General features: G+C 43.2%; 16 protein-coding genes and 1 tRNA gene. 12 read left to right on the forward strand and 5 right to left on the reverse strand.

What is annotated here, in order from left to right:
• Positions 1 to 131 precede the first annotated feature (131 nt).
• Positions 132 to 1,124, forward strand: coding sequence for a DUF2804 domain-containing protein (locus AC0KVP_RS02965; protein ID WP_159153230.1), 993 nt, complete (start codon positions 132 to 134; stop codon positions 1,122 to 1,124).
• Between the two features lie 64 nt (positions 1,125 to 1,188).
• Here the strand turns inward: AC0KVP_RS02965 and AC0KVP_RS02970 are convergent, their stop codons facing one another.
• Positions 1,189 to 2,064: a metal-dependent hydrolase gene (locus tag AC0KVP_RS02970; RefSeq protein ID WP_473338878.1), complete on the reverse strand. Its 876-nt coding sequence runs from the start codon at positions 2,062 to 2,064 to the stop codon at positions 1,189 to 1,191.
• Positions 2,065 to 2,199: 135 nt separating this feature from the next.
• On the opposite strand from AC0KVP_RS02970, the gene AC0KVP_RS02975 reads away from it, so the two are divergent.
• The gene (locus AC0KVP_RS02975) at positions 2,200 to 3,222 is read left to right on the forward strand and encodes an AraC family transcriptional regulator (protein WP_473338880.1); all 1,023 of its coding nucleotides are present in this window, start codon (positions 2,200 to 2,202) and stop codon (positions 3,220 to 3,222) included.
• A gap of 52 nt (positions 3,223 to 3,274) precedes the next feature.
• Here AC0KVP_RS02975 and AC0KVP_RS02980 read toward each other — a convergent pair whose 3' ends face one another.
• Positions 3,275 to 4,606, reverse strand: a complete 1,332-nt coding sequence (locus AC0KVP_RS02980; protein WP_473338884.1) for a Na+/H+ antiporter NhaC family protein — start codon at positions 4,604 to 4,606, stop codon at positions 3,275 to 3,277.
• A 372-nt stretch (positions 4,607 to 4,978) separates the two neighbouring features.
• Between AC0KVP_RS02980 and trpA the strand changes: the two genes are divergently transcribed.
• From trpA to AC0KVP_RS03000, 4 genes are read left to right on the forward strand one after another with little or no spacing between them, the layout of a single operon-like run.
• Positions 4,979 to 5,782 (forward strand): tryptophan synthase subunit alpha, encoded by an 804-nt coding sequence (trpA, locus tag AC0KVP_RS02985; RefSeq protein WP_005401958.1) that lies wholly within the window; start codon positions 4,979 to 4,981, stop codon positions 5,780 to 5,782.
• Positions 5,779 to 6,675, forward strand: a complete 897-nt coding sequence (gene accD / locus AC0KVP_RS02990; protein ID WP_004697788.1) for an acetyl-CoA carboxylase, carboxyltransferase subunit beta — start codon at positions 5,779 to 5,781, stop codon at positions 6,673 to 6,675. The genes trpA and accD overlap by 4 nt, the downstream gene beginning before the upstream one ends.
• Positions 6,672 to 7,955 (forward strand): bifunctional tetrahydrofolate synthase/dihydrofolate synthase, encoded by a 1,284-nt coding sequence (folC, locus tag AC0KVP_RS02995; protein ID WP_473338887.1) that lies wholly within the window; start codon positions 6,672 to 6,674, stop codon positions 7,953 to 7,955. The genes accD and folC overlap by 4 nt, the downstream gene beginning before the upstream one ends.
• Complete coding sequence (locus AC0KVP_RS03000) at positions 7,946 to 8,977, forward strand: SPOR domain-containing protein (RefSeq protein ID WP_473338890.1); 1,032 nt, start codon at positions 7,946 to 7,948, stop codon at positions 8,975 to 8,977. Before folC ends, AC0KVP_RS03000 begins: the two co-directional genes overlap by 10 nt.
• Positions 8,978 to 9,002: 25 nt before the next feature.
• Here the strand turns inward: AC0KVP_RS03000 and AC0KVP_RS03005 are convergent, their stop codons facing one another.
• From AC0KVP_RS03005 to AC0KVP_RS03015, 3 genes are all read right to left on the reverse strand, one after another.
• Positions 9,003 to 9,578 (reverse strand): dual specificity protein phosphatase family protein, encoded by a 576-nt coding sequence (locus tag AC0KVP_RS03005; RefSeq protein ID WP_473338891.1) that lies wholly within the window; start codon positions 9,576 to 9,578, stop codon positions 9,003 to 9,005.
• Positions 9,575 to 10,399: an MBL fold metallo-hydrolase gene (locus AC0KVP_RS03010; RefSeq protein ID WP_159153222.1), complete on the reverse strand. Its 825-nt coding sequence runs from the start codon at positions 10,397 to 10,399 to the stop codon at positions 9,575 to 9,577. The genes AC0KVP_RS03005 and AC0KVP_RS03010 overlap by 4 nt, the downstream gene beginning before the upstream one ends.
• A 309-nt stretch (positions 10,400 to 10,708) precedes the next feature.
• Positions 10,709 to 11,350 carry a peroxiredoxin gene (locus AC0KVP_RS03015; RefSeq protein ID WP_473338894.1) on the reverse strand — a complete coding sequence of 214 codons (642 nt, stop codon included), beginning with the start codon at positions 11,348 to 11,350 and terminating at the stop codon, positions 10,709 to 10,711.
• A gap of 345 nt (positions 11,351 to 11,695) precedes the next feature.
• On the opposite strand from AC0KVP_RS03015, the gene AC0KVP_RS03020 reads away from it, so the two are divergent.
• From AC0KVP_RS03020 to AC0KVP_RS03045, 6 genes are all read left to right on the forward strand, one after another.
• A complete protein-coding gene (locus AC0KVP_RS03020; protein WP_473338896.1) occupies positions 11,696 to 12,115 on the forward strand; it encodes a hypothetical protein in 420 nt (139 codons plus the stop codon).
• A 215-nt stretch (positions 12,116 to 12,330) separates the two neighbouring features.
• Entirely contained in the window at positions 12,331 to 15,054 is a 2,724-nt protein-coding gene (secA, locus tag AC0KVP_RS03025) for a preprotein translocase subunit SecA (protein ID WP_473338898.1), read from the forward strand.
• 192 nt (positions 15,055 to 15,246) lie between these two features.
• A complete protein-coding gene (locus tag AC0KVP_RS03030; RefSeq protein WP_004983653.1) occupies positions 15,247 to 15,594 on the forward strand; it encodes a hypothetical protein in 348 nt (115 codons plus the stop codon).
• Positions 15,595 to 15,751: 157 nt separating this feature from the next.
• Positions 15,752 to 16,972, forward strand: coding sequence for a bifunctional glutamate N-acetyltransferase/amino-acid acetyltransferase ArgJ (gene argJ, locus AC0KVP_RS03035; protein WP_473338902.1), 1,221 nt, complete (start codon positions 15,752 to 15,754; stop codon positions 16,970 to 16,972).
• 145 nt (positions 16,973 to 17,117) lie between these two features.
• Entirely contained in the window at positions 17,118 to 18,185 is a 1,068-nt protein-coding gene (gene nadA, locus AC0KVP_RS03040) for a quinolinate synthase NadA (protein ID WP_168159492.1), read from the forward strand.
• A gap of 153 nt (positions 18,186 to 18,338) precedes the next feature.
• Positions 18,339 to 18,415: transfer RNA gene (locus AC0KVP_RS03045), tRNA-Pro, on the forward strand.
• Positions 18,416 to 18,423 lie beyond the last annotated feature (8 nt).

The raw sequence follows: 18,423 nt of genomic DNA on the forward strand, positions 1-18,423 counted from the left end.
GTATTAAAAAGAAAAAGCAGGTTTGGTGAATAATTTGATGAAAAAACAAACTAAATACTTTTCACCTTTAAAATTATAGGCATAATAGGCTTATGGATATTAATTAACTTTTGCTTAAGGATAAAGCATCAATGGATTTGATTCAGTCCAATGGACAACCACATTATGGTCGGTTTAGCGAACTTCCAAAAACCATTGATTTAAATAAGTATCAGTATAAAACCCCATATGGTGAAGTACTCACTGGCTGGCGGAAAAAGCTGAAATATAAGAAATTTAAGTTTTGTAGCATTCAACATGAGCATTACACCATTGGCTTAGCGATTGCTGATATTGCTTGGGCTGGGCATGGTTTTGTTTATATTTATGATCATCTCAAAAATGAAGTACTTGAATGGAACGCCGTGAATTTTTTGGCGCGTAAAACCGTATTAGATGAACAGCCTTTATATAATCAAAGTGTGTTTGCAAATTCACCTTTTCAAATTGAAATTCAGCATGCCAATGGGGTGCGCTATGTTCAAGTCACCAAGTATGGTGAGATTAAGCTGAGCGCCCGTATTTTCTGCGCAGGTACTGATCCATTGAGTATGTGCAGTCCAACAGGGATTAATGGTTGGACTTATACCCAGAAACTGACCACCTTAGCTTGCGAGGGGTTTTTTACCAATAAAGCGGGGCAGATCATTCAGTTTAATGAGCGAACCTTGGCTGCGCTAGATGATACCTGTGGTTTCCTTCGACCGGAAACAGCTTGGTTTTGGCTCTCTTGTAGTTTTTGGGATGCACAGGGTAAGCGTATTGGTCTGAACTTAGCCTCTGGTGTGAATGAAAGTTTTGGCAATGAAAACTGTTTGTGGGTGAATGGAAAACTATACACCGTCAGTGATGTTCTGTTCCAAATGGAAGAAGAAGGGCGTTGGAGCATTCGTTCGCTAGATGAACGCTTAAATTTAACCGTGACCACCGGTTGGCGCCGTTTTGAAAACCTAAATTTGCGTCTTGTGGGCAGTCAGTTTAGTCAGTGGCAAGCCAAGATTAGTGGTACGATTCAGCAGGGTGATCAAGAGATTGTATTACTGAATGAATATGGACTGCTCGAACAGCACTATGCAAAGTGGTAAAAGACCAGTGATAAGAAAAACCGGCTTCATGCCGGTTTTTTTATACTTTGTTGCGCTTATTGAATTATTTGCCTGCTTGCCAAAAAGCTTCACCCGCTAAAATCGGATCATGGTTTTCTGCTAGGGTATCGATCCAAACATCGTACTGCGCAATCACGGGATGTTGATTGGGATGAAAGTCTTTCTTAAACCAATCGAGATATTGACCACGCATTCGAGACAGTATCCCTTTTTTCCCAAAGAACCAAGGCAGTCCTTTACGCATCATTTGCAAGCGTTGAATACGGTTAAAGCCATCATGCTTGAGCATGACATCTGCACGATAGGTAGTGAAACCAAACATCATCACCGTGGTAAAGGCCAATGCAAATAGACGCGTCGCTTCAGGCACATGTCCGACTTGCTTCATCACATCAAACGCGACATCACGATGTTCCATTTCTTCAATGGCATGCCATGCAAATAAAGCACGCACATAAGGGTGAGCCTCAGCCAACGTGGCTTTATGGCTATAAAAAGTCTCGGCCATCAGTGCAGTTAAATGTTCTGCTGCCGCAGTCATAGCAATGTTGTATTGCGGCGAGCGTTTGCTTAATTCGAACTTAAAGATTTTATTTAAACGCTGAATGAACTGATCGACAGGCATGCCTTGTTCTCGCATGACCTGATTCATTTTGTCATGGGCAATGCCATGCTGTGCTTCCTGCTTAATAAAGTCGGTGACACGAGCCGCTAAGCTTGGGTCTGTAATTTGGTCCCGAAACAAACGCACGCTTTGAATAAAATAGCGTTCTCCATCGGGGAAAGTGAGGCTGAGTGCATCAAACATACGCGTCCGAAATGGGTCGCCGCCAAACCAAAAACGGGGCACTTCATCGAGCTTAAAATTAAGTTGGGTTCGCACAATCGGTTCAATAGGGGCTTTAACAATGGCATTCATTTTGTTTTACTTCATTTGCCTTGGATGATTGCAGTATGTCGGAGAAAATGCAGTTTGTTTTGACAGATATTGCCATTTTTTATACATTTTACGCCAATGTGAAAATATCGCATGTCAAATAGCGGGTGGGCCGTCATGCAAGAATTACAAATCCCCAATAGTTATTTTCAGCTCTTGAATATGTATCTCATAGAGCAAGGAATTGATTTTCATCAACTCGATTTTTTAGCGCAATATCAGTATGAACTGGAGCATGTATTACAACTGCCAATTGATACCCAATCGCCATTTTCGTTCTTTCAAACGATTTTACAACTGACGCGAGAACAGTTGGATTGCCCTCAGTTGATTATGGAGATGGCAAAATTTATTCAACCTGAGCATTTTGGTGTTTTGGGCTATATGGCCACACGCAGTAATAGCGTGGCTGAAGCACTGAGTTATGTGATGCGTTTTAGTCGTTTGGTGATTGATGGTGCAGAAGTGAGTCCCATGCAGATGCAGCAAAGGGGCAGTGAGATTTGGCTGACTTGGCCTTTTCTCAATGAGAAATATGCTTCACTGAATGAAATGACCATGGCATCCATTGTGCATTTGGCCAAGAAAATTTTTCCCGATCAATTACAGTTCTTAAAAATCCAAATGGCGCATCCAGCCCAGATGGCACAGTATCATTATCAAAAATTTTATGGCTGTGAAGTGAGCTTTAATCAAGCCTGCTATGCCTATGTGATGAGTGCGGACAGTCTGGCGTTAAAATCGGGCTTTGCTGATCCATCTTTAACGCAGCTTTTACTGAAACAAGCAGAAGTTGCAATTGCACTCAAGCCTCGTTATGAAAGCGTATTGCAACAGATTCATAGCGCCGTGGCTGATTATCTTAAAGCACATGCGGAAGCCCCTAAAATTGAACAGATTGCCAATGAATTACACTTGTCAACGCGGACTTTACAACGCCAGTTACAAGACTGGGATAGTTCATTTAAGCGAGTACGTGAGTCAGAGCGCATGAAGCGATGTGAATATCTCTTACAACAAGGTTTGAGTTTAACTGAAATCGCCTTACAACTCGGCTATTCGGGACAGTCTGCTTTAGCGCGTGCCTATAAACAGCACAGTGGACAGACCTTATTACAGTTGAAACGACAACTGAAATAACAGCAGGCATAAAAAAAGCGCCTTTTGGAAGGCGCTGAAATGTATGCAATGATCAGGCTGATTTCAGTCGTGGAAAACGGAATGCAATTGCAAGGATGGCAAAGATCGCCAGTATCCAACAGTAGTAAATGCTGCCGATGAGTTCAACTGGCGAAAGCTTTGCAATTGAGCAGGCCAATAGAAGCTGTGCTCCATAGGGAATAAGCCCTTGTACAACACATGAAAAGATGTCGAGCAAAGCTGCTGCACGTTTGGGGTCTACGCCATATTCTTTAGCGACTTCACGCGCCATATCGCCCGATAAAATAATCGCTACAGTGTTGTTGGCCACAAAAATGTTAGAGAAAACTACTAAAAAGCTCAATCCGATTTCACCTGCGCGCTCACGACCAACTTTAAATAAACGGGTGAGGCTGTAAATGCGTTGAATAAGCCAGTCGAGACCACCTTCTTTTTGCATAATGGTCGAAAGACCGCCCAAGAACATCGACAGTAATGCGACTTCAAACATACCGACAAAACCATCATAGATGGCTGTGTTGAGTTGAATGACGGTAAATTCTGGCTGTGTAATCAGTCCCATCACCCCAGAGAGCACCACGCCGACTGTAAGTACGGCAAGTACATGTAAACGACTGAAGGCAAGGAAAAACACCACCACATAGGGCAATACTAGCCAAGGATTAAAGTCTTTGGACTGAATGGTTTCGGTTTGGTGAATACTAAAGACATAAATCGCGATTGTGATTAAAGCCGCAGGTACTGCAATCCAGACATTGACGCGAAACTTGTCTCGAAGTTGAACTTTTTGACTGGTGGTGGCTGCAATGGTGGTATCCGAAATCATCGACAGGTTATCACCAAACATCGCACCGCCCACGACCGCACCTATGGCATAGACAGCAGCAATATCGGTGGCTTGAGAAAAACCAAAGGCAATCGGTGCACAGGCCGCAATGGTGCCCATCGAGGTGCCCATTGCTGTTGCAATGAACGCTGAAATAATGAATAGCATGGGCAGCACAAAGGCTGGTGGAATCGCAGACAAGCCCATTTGCACTGTGGCATCTACACTACCAATGGCGCTGGTGGTACTGGCAAATGCACCTGCCAACATGAACACCATGAACATTAAGATGAGGTTCGGGTGACTTGCACCGCGCAGAAAGGTTTCGATGCCTTGATTCAGCTCACCGCGGTAGATCAACACCGCCAAAATAATGGCAGGAATGGCCGCAACAGGCGCTTTCATTTGATAGAACGCAAACTCGGTTCCAATCATAGAATGGTAAATACCACTGCCTAAGAAAATGGCTAAAAAAACAATAAGCGGTAACAGCGCAAGCGCACTTGCTTGCACTAAACCTGAGTTATCGGTGGTCATAGGAGATAGGGAAATGAAAGAATGTGCGTAGTATAATGCAGGTTTTGCTATTTCATAAAACTTTAAATGTAAAAGCTAAACCGCCTATTTTTATCATTTTTTTGCAAATAAAAATAAGTTTATCTAAAACTTAGACATTTTGGTATTTCCTAAAATTAGGCATCTTTGATCATTGAGAAAAAAACCGAAATATCAGTAAATGGTGCTTTACGGTTGTTCTGAAAATATTTGACGAAAAATGAATTGGAACGCGAACGCGATGTGCTCTATTCAATGAGTAAAAAATAGCGTTACAATGCAGCGTCTTGTATTTTTACAAAGCCAACTCCTCAGTAGTTTTAATTTTAAACAAGTTAAGGAAAGCACAACCCTATGTCACGTTTAGCCACTCGTTTTGGACAGCTTAAATCTCAACAGCGTAAAGCTTTGGTTTCTTATGTTATGGCTGGTGACCCTCATCCACAGGTAACAGTTCCTTTGTTACATCAGATGGTCGAGGCGGGTGTAGATGTGATTGAACTCGGTCTTCCATTTTCAGACCCTATGGCAGATGGTCCTGTGATTGCCCTTGCTGCAGAACGCGCATTGGCAGGTGGCACCAATACCTTAGATGCTTTGAATATGGTCAAAGAGTTCCGTCAAAAGGATCAAGAGACCCCAGTCGTATTGATGGGTTATCTGAATCCAGTTGAAGTCATTGGTTATGAAAAGTTTGTATCGACTGCGCATGCATGTGGTGTCGATGGCATTCTTCTGGTGGACTTACCACCAGAAGAAGCAGCAGAGCTTGATGTTGTATTGAAGCAATTTGATATGGATCAAATCTTTTTACTAGCGCCAACCTCAACGGACGAACGCATTAAACATGTGGTGAAACAGGCGAGTGGTTTCATCTATTACGTGTCTTTAAAAGGGGTCACAGGTGCAGCAACTTTAGACGTTGCTGAAGCTGCAAACCGAATTGCGAAAATTAAAGCAGAAACAGATATTCCTGTCGGTGTTGGTTTTGGGATCAGTGATGCGACATCTGCCAAAGCAATGGGCGGAGTGGCTGATGCTGTGATTGTTGGTAGTGCTTTTGTTAAGCAATTTGCAAACTTAGCACCAGAACAAGCCGTGGTTGAAACGGTTAATAAAGTCAAGGAGCTTCGAGCAGCGCTCGATGAGTTAGTATGAGTCAAGATGTTAAATCAGGGAAAATCCTAAGCCCATCGACGCCATGGACTGAACGTGGTGTACCCGGTATTCAAGTACCTGATGAGCAAACCTCACTCAAGGCGACGTTTACAGAACCAACGATTGAATGCCCTGAGTGCCATGCACTTGTTACACGTACTGCAATGTCATTTAACGCGTATGTTTGCCCTCAGTGTGATGAACATTTGCGTATGAAAGCCCGTGATCGTTTGAATTGGTTCTTTGACCAAGTGCAAACAGAATTGGGACAAGAATTTAAAGCCAAAGATCCGTTGAAATTTGTCGACTCAAAGCCATATCCAGCGCGTATGAGTGAAGCACAGACCAAAACAGGTGAAACTGAAGCCTTGGTGGTGATGCAAGGTTTACTTAAAGGTATTCCTTTGGTTGCCTGTGCCTTTGAATTTGACTTCATGGGTGGTTCAATGGGTACGGTTGTTGGTGACCGTTTTGTGCAAGCGGCCGAAAAAGCCATTGCGGACAAACAACCTTTGATTTGCTTTGCTGCTTCAGGCGGTGCACGTATGCAAGAAGGCATGTTGTCTTTGATGCAAATGGCGCGTACTTCAGCGGCCATCCAAAAAATGAAAGACGCGGGGCTGCCATATTTGGTGGTGTTGACGCATCCAGTTTACGGCGGTGTAACGGCATCTTTAGCAATGCTCGGTGATGTACATATTGCAGAGCCGAAAGCGATGATTGGTTTTGCAGGTAAACGCGTGATTGAACAAACTGTGCGTGAAAAGCTAGAAGAGCCGTTCCAGCGTGCGGAATACTTGCTTGATCATGGTGTAATCGATCAAATTGTTCACCGTCACGCATTACGTGATACAGTTTATCGTATTGTCGCGAAACTGATGAATTTGTCTTGAACACAGCACCACTTGCAACAGACTCTTTAGAAACATGGCTCGATTATTGGGGCCATGTTCACGTTACGGGGATTGATTTAGGATTGGAACGGGTTATTCCTGTAGCTGAAAAGCTCGGTGTAACGCGTCCCGATGCCAAAGTTTTAACTGTAGCGGGAACCAATGGAAAAGGTTCGACCACCACCACACTGGCTGCCATTTTAAATGCGCAAGGCTATAAGGTGGGATTGTATCAGTCACCACATATTTACCGTTTTAATGAACGAGTCAAATTGCGTGGTGTAGAGGTCGATAACCAACGTTTGGTCGATGCTTTTGTACAAGTGGATCAAGCGCGCCGTGATTGTGATTTAAGCCTCTCGTTCTTTGAGGCGACCACACTCGCGGCTTTTGTCATTTTTAAAGACCAAGCATGTGATGTTTGGGTGCTTGAAGTGGGTCTAGGTGGTCGTTTAGATGTGGTCAATGTGATTGAACCCGATGTTGCGGTGATCACCAATATTGGTTTAGACCATACTGACTGGCTGGGCGATACTATTGAAAAGATTGCCTTTGAAAAGGCAGGTATCATCCGTCCTAATATTCCTGTGGTGTTTGGTGGCTTACAACAAATCCCTCAAGCGATTATCGATAAAGCGGATGCTTGTGCTGCAAAACTTTATGCAGTGAATCGTGACTATTTTTATCAACGTAGTGAGCATGGTCAGTCATGGATGTTTGCATCCTCTGGTACAACCTTAAAATTACCGCAGGGTGCACTCGCTGTTGAAAATATTTCAACAGCCGTTGCTGCTGTTTTATTGAGTGGTTTAACGGTTACTCAAGCGGCTATTTCTGAAGGAATTCAAAACGCAAAACTGCAAGGTCGTTTTGAAATTCGCCAAATACAGAACAAAACGGTAATTTTTGATGCAGGGCATAACCCGCATGGTGTTGCTTTTTTATTAAATCAATTGCGAAATTTCCTAAAATACAATAAACAGTACACTGAAGTAGTCAGTGTTTTCTCGATGTTGGCAGATAAAGATGTGAAATCTGTCACAGAGTTATTGAAAGACTCCATACAAACGTGGAAAATTGCGGCATTAACGGTCCCGCGTGCAGCTCCAATTGAACAATTGGATCAAGCGCTGCAAGGGCAACATGTGCAGCACTTTGACAGTGTGAAATTGGCTTTTAAATCAGCGCTCGACGAAACAAAGAATAATCAGCTGATTTTGGTATGTGGTTCATTTCATACCTTAGAAGCGGTATGGGAGTATTTGGAAGAATGTCAATGAATAGCAAACAACGTTGGATGGGTGGCGTTGTTTTATTAGGTGGTGGTGTCCTTTTGGCGGCATTACTGCTTAAAGGCAAAGAAGAAATACATCAAAATAATATTAAAACACCAGAGCTAGTCACACAAAATGTGCAACGTAATGCCGAAGGTGAGTTGGTTCAACTTCAGCCGTTAACGGTTGATGTTGAAACAGAAAAGCGTTTACTGGAACAACAACGTGTAGCACGTGAAAAATCGGTTGCTGAACAAGAAGCTCGTGCGGCCGAATTTTTAGCAATGCAACAGCAAGCCGAAGCAGATGCTGCACGTAAAGCAGCGGAAGAATATGCCGCGTTGAATGCGCACCGTAATGCTGCACAGCAAAGCTCGGACAACATTCCACCAGAATTGGTTGAAGATGAAAAAGCCAAGCAACAGCGAATTGCTGCGGACAAAGCGGCTGAAGTAAAGAAGTTGGAACAGCAAAAGCTGCAAGCGCGTACTGAAGCTGAAAAAGCAGCGGCTACAAAAAAACTGGCTGAGCAAAAAGCCTTAGCAGAAAAGCAAGCACTTGAAGATAAAGCTAAGCGAGAAGCAGAGGCTAAACGTAAAGCAGAAGACGAGCGTAAGGCTGAAGCGAAAAAAGAAGCCGAACGTAAAGCAGATGCTGAGAAAAAAGCGGAAGACAAACGTAAGGCAGATGAAAAGCGTAAAGCTGATGAAAAGCGTAAAGCTGATGAAGCCAAGAAAAAGGCGGAAGCTGAGAAAGCGCGTGATTTGCTTGAACATGGCGATAAGCAGTGGATGGTACAGGTGGCATTGGCTGCCAATGAAGCCAATGCGGATGCACTGGCGGCGAAACTTCGTGCTAAGGGCTATAAGGTCACTAAAAGTCCAACCTCTAAAGGCGTACGGATTATGGTGGGGCCATCTAAAGACCGTGATACTGCCGATGCAGCCCGCAAAAAGATCACTTCAGATGCGAGCCTCGGTATGAAGTCCGCATGGGTGATTGACTGGGTGCCACTCGACAAACGCTAAAATTGGGTTAACCCATTTGCCTTCACTATGATGGATTCAACAGTTGCTGTTGAATCCATTTTATATTTGCAGGGCTAAATAACGGTTCGATATTTTGCCAAATCGGATGAAAACCATAACCCCCATGTTTCATCTCAGCCAAGGCATCAGTGGTAGACCAGTTTTGAAAAATAATGCGATACATAGCCACACTGGCGCCTGTACGGTCTGAGCCATGGTAGCAATGCAGTAAAACTTTTTGCTGGTTTTGCTCCGCATGTTGAATTTGTTGCATCACCTTTAACAAATCGTCTCGGTCAATCGCCCATGTATGAATCGGGATATGCACCAGTTTAAACCCTTGGTTGGACAGTTTTTTCAGGTTTTGATTACGTGAGCGTAAATTAATAATCACATCAATTTTCTGTGCCTTTAAACTCTGAACTAAATCTTGATCGGGTTGCTCACTACGAAAAACAGTTTCACTGATTTGATAGAAATTATGCGCAGGTTGGATAGACTGTCCCCAGTGTTGTGGACGCTCTGTCTCGGGCAGCGCAGGCGTAGTCATACAGCCAGAAACACTGATACACAGAGAAAGCATAACAAGATATTTGGTCATAGGATCAGGCTCTGATGGTGTGAAAGTTCAACCGGATCATGCGCGCAAAAGATTTCGATACGTGGTTCCGACTGTGCCAATTGTTGAATTTTATACAGGTTGTTTAAACGTTGTGCATTATCTTCGGCAAAAAATACTTCCAAGGCATTTAAGCTGCGAAGTTTGTTTTGGGGATTGAGTTCTAGGTGGGAGTAGTAGGCATCTCCGCAGAAGAGTTTCCAACCCTGTTGGGTTTTAATGGCAATGCCACAGTGACCTTCAGTATGCCCAAACAGTGGAATCAAAAGAATCTCATTATGAAATAAGTCAAACCCTTGTACTTGAGTCAAATTAAACCATGCGTCACCGTGAATCGGCTCAATAAAGTGCCAATGGCGATGCTGCTGAAATTGTTGTGTTTTATAACGGGCTTTATTTTTGAATGATTTCAGGTTTTGTGCCGCATTATATTCGTTAGACAGAATATGTACGGTTGCATTGGGAAAGTCGGAAATACCCCCCGCATGGTCAAAATCCAGATGTGAAACCAAAATGTGTTTGACATCCTTTGGGCTAAAGCCAAGTTTTTGGATTTGTGCAATGGCGGTTAATTCTAAGTTTTGTTCAATTTTTCCAATTCGAGCCACCAACTGCCCCAAACGCTGTTTGGTGTGTAGATAGTCCTGTATGCCTAAGCCCGTATCAATCAGCACCAGCCCTTGATCTGTTTCAACCAAAAGACAATGGCACACGACCTTAGCTTGAAAACCTTTTTGACCAAAGAGTGGGGCACACACTGGACACATGGTGCCGCAATGTAAATGGTGAATGTTATAGATCATAAAGTCATTTTTATCGTATTGTTTTGACTGTTATAGCGGAAGATTTGAGTTTTAACAGTTTGATTTTGTTAAAGAGTCATGTATGCCTGCTTTAAGCGGAAAAAAGCCTGTCGATTGACAGGCTTTCAAAAGTTCAAACTCGGCTCGTCATTGGAGTTTGAAACGATAATATAAGGTGACTCTGAACGTATTTTTATGGGTTAGTTTCCTCTTTGGATTGCTTGGAGCTCAGTGTCCCATTTTTGTTTTCAATAGGGCTGCTCGGTTAAAACTTCGGGCTTCGCTTGTCTAGTGCAAGAGTAGAGTATTTTATCCTTGTTCAGGCTGTGGAGTCAGGCGTAAATACGGGGTGACTGCTTTATAACCTTTCGGAAAGCGCTGTGCGATTTCAGCTTCATCTTTGAGTGATGGCACAATCACCACATCTTCACCTTGTTGCCAGTTCGCAGGAGTTGCAACTTTGTAGTGATCGGTCAGTTGCAGTGAGTCAATCACGCGTAAGATTTCATGGAAATTACGACCAGTCGATGCAGGGTAGGTAATAATCAAACGGACTTTTTTGTTTGGGTCGATAATCACTAAAGAGCGGACAGTCAATGTTTCACTGGCATTGGGATGGATAAAACCATATAACTCAGACACTTTACGGTCTTGGTCGGCAATGATCGGGAAGTTCACCGTGGTATTTTGGGTTTCATTGATGTCTTTAATCCAACCCTGATGCGATTCGACATCATCGACCGAGAGGGCAATGGCTTTTACTCCACGTTTTTCAAATTCATCTTTGAGTTTTGCGGTAAAGCCAAGCTCGGTGGTACATACTGGCGTGTAGTCAGCAGGATGTGAAAACAATACCCCCCAGCTGTCACTTAAAAATTGATAAAAATCAATTTCGCCTTCGCTCGAAGCCTGTTGAAAGTTGGGTGCGATGTCGCCTAAACGTAAACTCATGTTGAACCTCAAATTATCTTTATGTTTATGGAATGAACATCACTATGGCGCAATTTCTTTTGCATGAAAAATAGTGTTTTATTATTTGTTTATACAAAATATTCATAATTGATCGGATAAGTGTTCTGTATTTGGTATGCCAAAGATGACTTTCATTGTTGCTCTAGACACCGCTTATTTGCATATTTGGTAACGGTGTTTAGACGAGATTTTTTCTGCTTTTGTGAAGTGTATCGCTCTATAGAATTGATCGCACATACGATCGGCTATAATTATTTTCATGATTGATTTATAGTTGTTTTTTAAAGCAATTCCACAAAGTATAAAAACTTGAGCATTCCAACAATGAAAAAAATAGGTATCGCCCTGACTTTAGTGTTATGGGGACTGGAAGTAACCCATGCGCAGAATGGTGGGCAATTGAAACAAGCCCAAGTCAGTACTGCTCGTCAAACGCCACAACAAATTACAGATCAATATCGAGCGTCTCAAAAAAGCCTTACACAGCGGAAAGTGGCGCTGTCTCAGGCTCTCGAACAGGAGTTAGCTCGAGGTCAGAATGCGAATAATATTTATCAAGTTGCTTGTGTACAGCTTGTTCCGATTCTTACCGCAATGCGAGTCAATGATGAACAACTCTTGAGTTTCCTACAGAGCATAAATCCAAGTCAGTCCAATAATGGGGTGAAAGCCTCGCTGCGGCAAAATCAAGCACTTGAAAGCAAAACCTTGAATAACTGCAAACAATTAAAGTCACTACTTTAAAAAAGACTGTTGAATCCTGATGAGTTCGGATGAAATCTCTATGTCGGCTGTTTAAAATTTGTTACATTAGTTTGCCTTAGATTCGACGGGCTAGAAACAATGAATAGATTTTTTAAATGGTTTTGTGTAAAGCCCTTGTACTTCAAATTTCTAGCACCATAATAACGACTAAGAAAACATATTCATTTGACAAGCAAGATTTAGAGAGTCTATTCATGTTGGCAAGTCTGATCGGAGGAATCTTCGGTACCAAAAATGAGCGCGAACTCAAACGCATGCGTAAAATCGTAGACAAGATTAATGCGCTCGAGCCGACGATATCCGCTCTTGGCGATGCAGACTTATCTGCAAAAACTGAAGAATTTAAACAACGTTATAACAAGGGCGAAAGCCTCGATAAATTACTCCCGGAAGCATTTGCCGTCTGCCGTGAAGCAGCTAAGCGTGTCATGGGCATGCGTCATTACGATGTACAGTTGATCGGTGGTATTACCTTACACGAAGGTAAAATTGCAGAGATGCGTACAGGTGAAGGTAAAACCCTGATGGGTACCTTGGCGTGTTATTTAAACGCGATTAGTGCTCAAGGTGTTCACGTCATTACCGTGAATGACTACTTGGCACAGCGTGATGCTGAGTTAAACCGTCCGCTCTTTGAATTCTTGGGTTTAAGCATCGGGATTATCTATTCCATGCAAGATCCAACAGAGAAAGCTGAAGCCTATCGTGCTGATATTACCTACGGTACCAACAACGAATTTGGCTTTGACTATCTACGTGACAACATGGTGTTCTCGCTTGCTGAGAAAAAACAACGTGGTTTGATCTATGCCATCATCGATGAAGTCGATTCGATCTTAATTGATGAAGCGCGTACGCCTTTGATTATTTCAGGCCAAAGTGATGATTCTTCACAGTTGTATGCCGCAATCAACAGTATTCCGCCCAAACTGTATGCACAGAAAGAAGAAAAAGTCGCAGATGGCGGTCATTTCTGGATTGATGAAAAACAACGTTCTGTTGAAATGACAGAAATTGGTTTCGAAACGGTTGAAAATGAACTGATTGAAATGGGCTTGTTGGCTGAAGGTGAAAGCCTGTATTCATCGACCAACCTAAATCTAGTTCATCATGTTACTGCCGCCATTCGTGCGCATTACTTGTATCAACGCAATGTGCATTACATCATCAATGATGGTGAAGTGATCATTGTCGATGAAAACACAGGACGTACCATGCCAGGTCGTCGCTGGTCTGAAGGTTTACACCAAGCAGTTGAAGCAAAAGAAGGCTTAGAAATCCAGCCTGAAAACCAAACGCTTGCAACCACAACCTTCCAGAACTATTTCCGTCTATACAAAAAGCTTTCGGGTATGACCGGTACTGCCGATACTGAAGCTGCGGAAATGAAAGAAATTTATGGTCTAGACGTGGTCATCATTCCGACGCACCGTCCAATGATTCGTCTCGACCAAAACGATTTAATCTATTTAAATCGTAATGGTAAATACAACGCAATTATTCAAGAAATTCAACGTGTGCATGAGTCTGGTGTCGCACCAATTTTGATTGGTACAGCAACCATTGAAGCCTCTGAGATTCTTTCTGATAAATTACGTGATGCTGGTATTCAGCACGAAGTGTTAAATGCGAAACAACACGAACGTGAAGCGGATATTATTGCGCAAGCGGGTGCACCGCGAGCAGTAACTATTGCAACCAACATGGCAGGTCGTGGTACAGACATTCTGCTCGGTGGTAACTGGAAAGCTTTACTGGCAAAAATTGAAAACCCAACCCCTGAAGATGAAGCGCGCTTAAAAGCAGAATGGGAACAAAACCATGAAATGGTATTGAGTTCTGGTGGCTTACACATCATTGGTTCTGAGCGTCACGAATCACGTCGTATTGATAACCAGCTCCGTGGTCGTGCAGGTCGTCAGGGTGACCCTGGTGTATCACGTTTCTACTTATCACTTGAAGATGACTTAATGCGTATCTTTGCGGGTGATCGTGTTGTGGGCATGATGCGCGCGATGGGCTTACAAGAAGATGAAGCCATTGAGCATAAAATGGTGTCACGTTCGATTGAAAATGCGCAGCGCAAAGTTGAAGCACGTAACTTCGATATTCGTAAGAACTTATTGAAATACGATGACGTCAACAACGAACAGCGTAAAATTATTTACTCGCAACGTGATGAGGTTTTGGCGGAAAGCACATTGCAAGATTACATCGAAGAGATGCAACGTGATGTGATGAAAGGCGTGATTTCTAACTATATCCCACCTGAGTCAATTCATGACCAATGGGATATTGATGGGCTTGAAAAAGCGTTACGTGAAGACCTTGCGATTGATTTGCCAATCAACCAATGGTTGGAAGATGACCGTCGTTTAGATGAAGAGTCTTTGGTTGAGCGTATTACTGATGAAGTGGTACAGCGCTACCGTAGCCGCCGTGAGCAAATGGGCGATGAAACAGCAGTTATGCTGGAGCGTCACTTCATGTTGAACTCGCTGGATCGCCACTGGAAAGATCACTTGGCGGCGATGGATTATTTACGTCAAGGCATTCACTTGCGTGGCTATGCACAGAAAAATCCTGAGCAAGAATACAAAAAAGAAGCGTATAACTTATTTGTAAATATGTTGGCGATTATTAAATCAGATGTTGTGACCGATTTATCTCGCGTACATGTACCAACGGCTGAAGAGCTGGCTGAAATGGAAGCTCAAAAGCAAGCTCAAGCTGAAGCGATGCAATTGAACTTGTCGCATGCAGACTTTGATGGTTTGTTGGCCGATGATCAAAGCCAATTCGCAGAAGTAGATGCACAGTACGAGCCTGTAGAAGAGTTTGCGGCACCTGCGAGTCGTAACGCGCCTTGCCCATGTGGTTCAGGCTTAAAATACAAACAGTGTCACGGTAAAATCTAAACTGTGAACGAGTGAAAAAGCAGAACTTCGGTTCTGCTTTTTATTGGCATGGCTGAAAAATTGACATTAAGATCAATCCAAATACGATTCTGATTACAGCTAAAGCGTTGCATAATGTGAATAGCATTTGCAGTGTTAGGCATTAAATGCTATTTAGTTGCTCATCATCTAAACCTCTAAAGTGGAAAGACAATGAAAAAAGTATTAAAACCAATCATGATTGTAGCTTTAGCGCTTCCAACTTTTGCATTTGCAGATACCACTACTGCAGCTAAAGTTCAACAAGCACGCGGTGCAACCACAGCACCTGCGGCACAAGCCAATGGTAATATTACGGTACAAAGTCCACGTACAGGGATTCGTTATACCTTTGCCAACCCGAATCAACGCCCAGTGGTTCTGCAAACGGCTGCTATAGCTCCTGTAAATGCAGCAACGGTGAACCGTATTGTGGCTTCAAACCCAGCGCTTTCTCCTGTAAGTCAAGAAAATGCTAAACAAGCGCTTTTGTCTAGCTCAGCACAGCTTGCTTCAAATTAATCAAATGCTGCTGCATAAAACCAATCTTCGGATTGGTTTTTTTATGTCAAAAATGAGTGTGCATTGAAAAGTTAAAGCAAACAAAGTCTTCTGCTCGATTTTTTCTGAAAATTCTAATAAGCTGTGTTTTTTCTAACAAATGAATTGGACGTTTAAAATGCCAGTAGGTGACGTATCAATGCCACAAATGCACGTGGTGAAAGGGGTGAGAATCGGAACGGCTGAAGCTTATGTGCGCTATCAGAACCGACGTGATCTTGTCATTTTCGAATTTGCTGAAGGAACGAATGTTGCGGGTGTTTTCACTCAAAATGCGTTCTGTGCAGCACCTGTGCATGTGTCAAAAGCGCACTTACATGTGGCGAATCCGCGCTACCTCATTATTAACACCGGTAATGCCAATGCAGGTACAGGCAAGACAGGCATGCTGAATGCTGAGCGTACTTGTGCACAGTTGGCTGAACTTGCTGGTGTGCAATCAACGGAAGTGTTACCGTTTTCAACAGGGGTGATTGGTGAGCAATTGCCGTTGGATCGTTTGTTAAATGGATTACAGCCTGCATTAAATAGTTTGAGTGCTGATGCTTGGGATGCTGCTGCTACCGGGATTATGACCACAGACACCACACCGAAAGGCGCATCTGAGCAATTCGAATTGGATGGCATCACGTATACCATGACGGGTATTTCTAAGGGTGCAGGCATGATTCGTCCCAACATGGCAACGATGTTGGGCTATGTTGCAACCGATGCACCTATCAGCCGCGAGTTGGTTCAGCAACTGTTGAACGAAACGGTTAATGTTTCGTTCAACCGAATTACCATTGACGGTGATACTTCAACCAATGACTCATGTATCTTTGCGGCTACGGGTCAAGCGGGTGGTGTTGAAATTAGCTCAACCCAAGATGCACGCTATACCGTAGTACTAGATGCACTCACGCGTATGATGAAACGTCTTGCACAACTAATTGTGCGTGATGGTGAAGGTGCAACTAAGTTTATTACGGTTGCTGTTGAAGGTGGTCATGACACGCAAGAATGCTGCGATATTGCTTATAGTATTGCGCATTCACCTTTGGTTAAAACTGCGATTTTTGCGTCAGATCCGAACTGGGGACGTATCTTGGCTGCGATTGGTTATGCTGGGGTTAAAAATTTAGATGTTGAAAAAATCCAAGTTTGGTTAGATGATGTGCAAATCTGTAAGGATGGTGGCGCAGCTGCCGATTACACGGAAGCGGAAGGTGCTCGTGTAATGTCACAAGCTGAAATGACCATTCGTGTAGATCTAGGACGCGGGGCAGCGAAAGACACAGTGTATACCTGTGACTTATCTTATGACTATGTAAAGATTAATGCGGATTATCGCTCTTAATCTTAACGAGTTTAAAAAAAGCCTCCTTTGGAGGCTTTTTTACCATAAGAACTTTTGAATGATTGGTCAAAAGCCGAGAAGCCATTTGGCCAATAAATTAAGTGCGGGACTTGCTTGCCGACAAGCATGAAGGGATGAATGAATGATGAACAATGCGACCAATTTAATTGCCAATGACGCAAAATCAATTGTGCAGGCGCATTTGGACCGTTTGGGTGAAACCAAAGACTCAAAGCTCAGTGAAGAAGTGAAGCAAGAAAAATTTGCTTTAATCTTGGAAGAGTTGAAAAAGCGCGATGCGGTATTGGTAGCGCACTACTATTGCGATCCTGAAGTGCAGGAATTGGCCGAGTTAAGTGGTGGCTGTGTATCCGATTCATTGGAAATGGCCCGCTTTGGTCGTGATCATCCAGCATCGACCTTGGTGGTGGCGGGCGTTAAATTTATGGGTGAAACCTCAAAAATTTTATCACCGAATAAAACCATTCTGATGCCCACTTTAGAGGCTACATGTTCTTTAGATTTGGGTTGTCCTGTTGAAGAATTCAGTCAGTTTTGTGATGCCCATCCAGACCATACAGTAGTGGTCTATGCCAACACTTCAGCAGCCGTTAAAGCCCGTGCCGATTGGGTGGTAACTTCAAGTTGTGCGGTTGAAATTATTGAGCATCTAGACAGTTTAGGTGAAAAGATTATTTGGGCGCCTGATCAGCATTTAGGCCGTTATATCCAAAAGAAAACGGGCGCAGACATGTTGCTTTGGGATGGTGCATGTATTGTGCATGAAGAATTCCGTGCACGTGGCATTGCGAAAATGAAGGCGCTTTATCCTGATGCTGCGGTGCTGGTACATCCTGAGTCACCTGAGTCAGTGGTGGATGTTGCTGATGCCGTTGGAAGTACTTCACAACTGATTAAAGCTGCGCAAACCTTACCCAATGAACGACTGATTGTGGCAACCGATCGGGGGATTTTTTACAAAATGCAACAAGCTGTACCGAACAAAATTTTGGTTGAAGCACCAACAGCCGGAGAGGGTGCAACCTGTCGTTCTTGTGCACATTGTCCATGGATGGCAATGAATGAGCTGGATGGTATTTTAGAGGTATTACAGCGTGGCGATCAGGAAATATTCGTAGATCCTGCACTTGCGGAGCGTGCGAAATTACCTTTAGATCGTATGTTAGATTTCAGTGCATCGCTAAAACGTTAAAATTTGTATAAAAAATGCCTGAAACGCTTGATTAATATACATTTGACGTGATTTTTTTATTTTTTTTAAATATAGGTGTTGACGTTATCAAGCGTCACGCCTAGAATGCACACCGTACCGAACGAGATGTTCGATATAAAAGCTGAGATGAATCGGAGCATAGCACAGCCTGGTAGTGCACCTGGTTTGGGACCAGGGGGTCGTAGGTTCGAATCCTACTGCTCCGACCAATTCTTCA

It is taken from the genome of Acinetobacter sp. DL27, assembly GCF_055810995.1.

Bases quoted from the DNA above. Each gene is read 5' to 3' on its own strand.
- AC0KVP_RS02965 (WP_159153230.1), top strand. From the start codon at position 132: ATGGATTTGATTCAGTCCAATGGACAACCACATTATGGTCGGTTTAGC.
- AC0KVP_RS02970 (WP_473338878.1), bottom strand. From the start codon at position 2,064: ATGAATGCCATTGTTAAAGCCCCTATTGAACCGATTGTGCGAACCCAA.
- AC0KVP_RS02975 (WP_473338880.1), top strand. From the start codon at position 2,200: ATGCAAGAATTACAAATCCCCAATAGTTATTTTCAGCTCTTGAATATG.
- AC0KVP_RS02980 (WP_473338884.1), bottom strand. From the start codon at position 4,606: ATGACCACCGATAACTCAGGTTTAGTGCAAGCAAGTGCGCTTGCGCTG.
- trpA (WP_005401958.1), top strand. From the start codon at position 4,979: ATGTCACGTTTAGCCACTCGTTTTGGACAGCTTAAATCTCAACAGCGT.
- accD (WP_004697788.1), top strand. From the start codon at position 5,779: ATGAGTCAAGATGTTAAATCAGGGAAAATCCTAAGCCCATCGACGCCA.
- AC0KVP_RS03000 (WP_473338890.1), top strand. From the start codon at position 7,946: ATGTCAATGAATAGCAAACAACGTTGGATGGGTGGCGTTGTTTTATTA.
- AC0KVP_RS03005 (WP_473338891.1), bottom strand. From the start codon at position 9,578: ATGACCAAATATCTTGTTATGCTTTCTCTGTGTATCAGTGTTTCTGGC.
- AC0KVP_RS03010 (WP_159153222.1), bottom strand. From the start codon at position 10,399: ATGATCTATAACATTCACCATTTACATTGCGGCACCATGTGTCCAGTG.
- AC0KVP_RS03015 (WP_473338894.1), bottom strand. From the start codon at position 11,350: ATGAGTTTACGTTTAGGCGACATCGCACCCAACTTTCAACAGGCTTCG.
- AC0KVP_RS03020 (WP_473338896.1), top strand. From the start codon at position 11,696: ATGAAAAAAATAGGTATCGCCCTGACTTTAGTGTTATGGGGACTGGAA.
- secA (WP_473338898.1), top strand. From the start codon at position 12,331: ATGTTGGCAAGTCTGATCGGAGGAATCTTCGGTACCAAAAATGAGCGC.
- AC0KVP_RS03030 (WP_004983653.1), top strand. From the start codon at position 15,247: ATGAAAAAAGTATTAAAACCAATCATGATTGTAGCTTTAGCGCTTCCA.
- argJ (WP_473338902.1), top strand. From the start codon at position 15,752: ATGCCAGTAGGTGACGTATCAATGCCACAAATGCACGTGGTGAAAGGG.
- nadA (WP_168159492.1), top strand. From the start codon at position 17,118: ATGAACAATGCGACCAATTTAATTGCCAATGACGCAAAATCAATTGTG.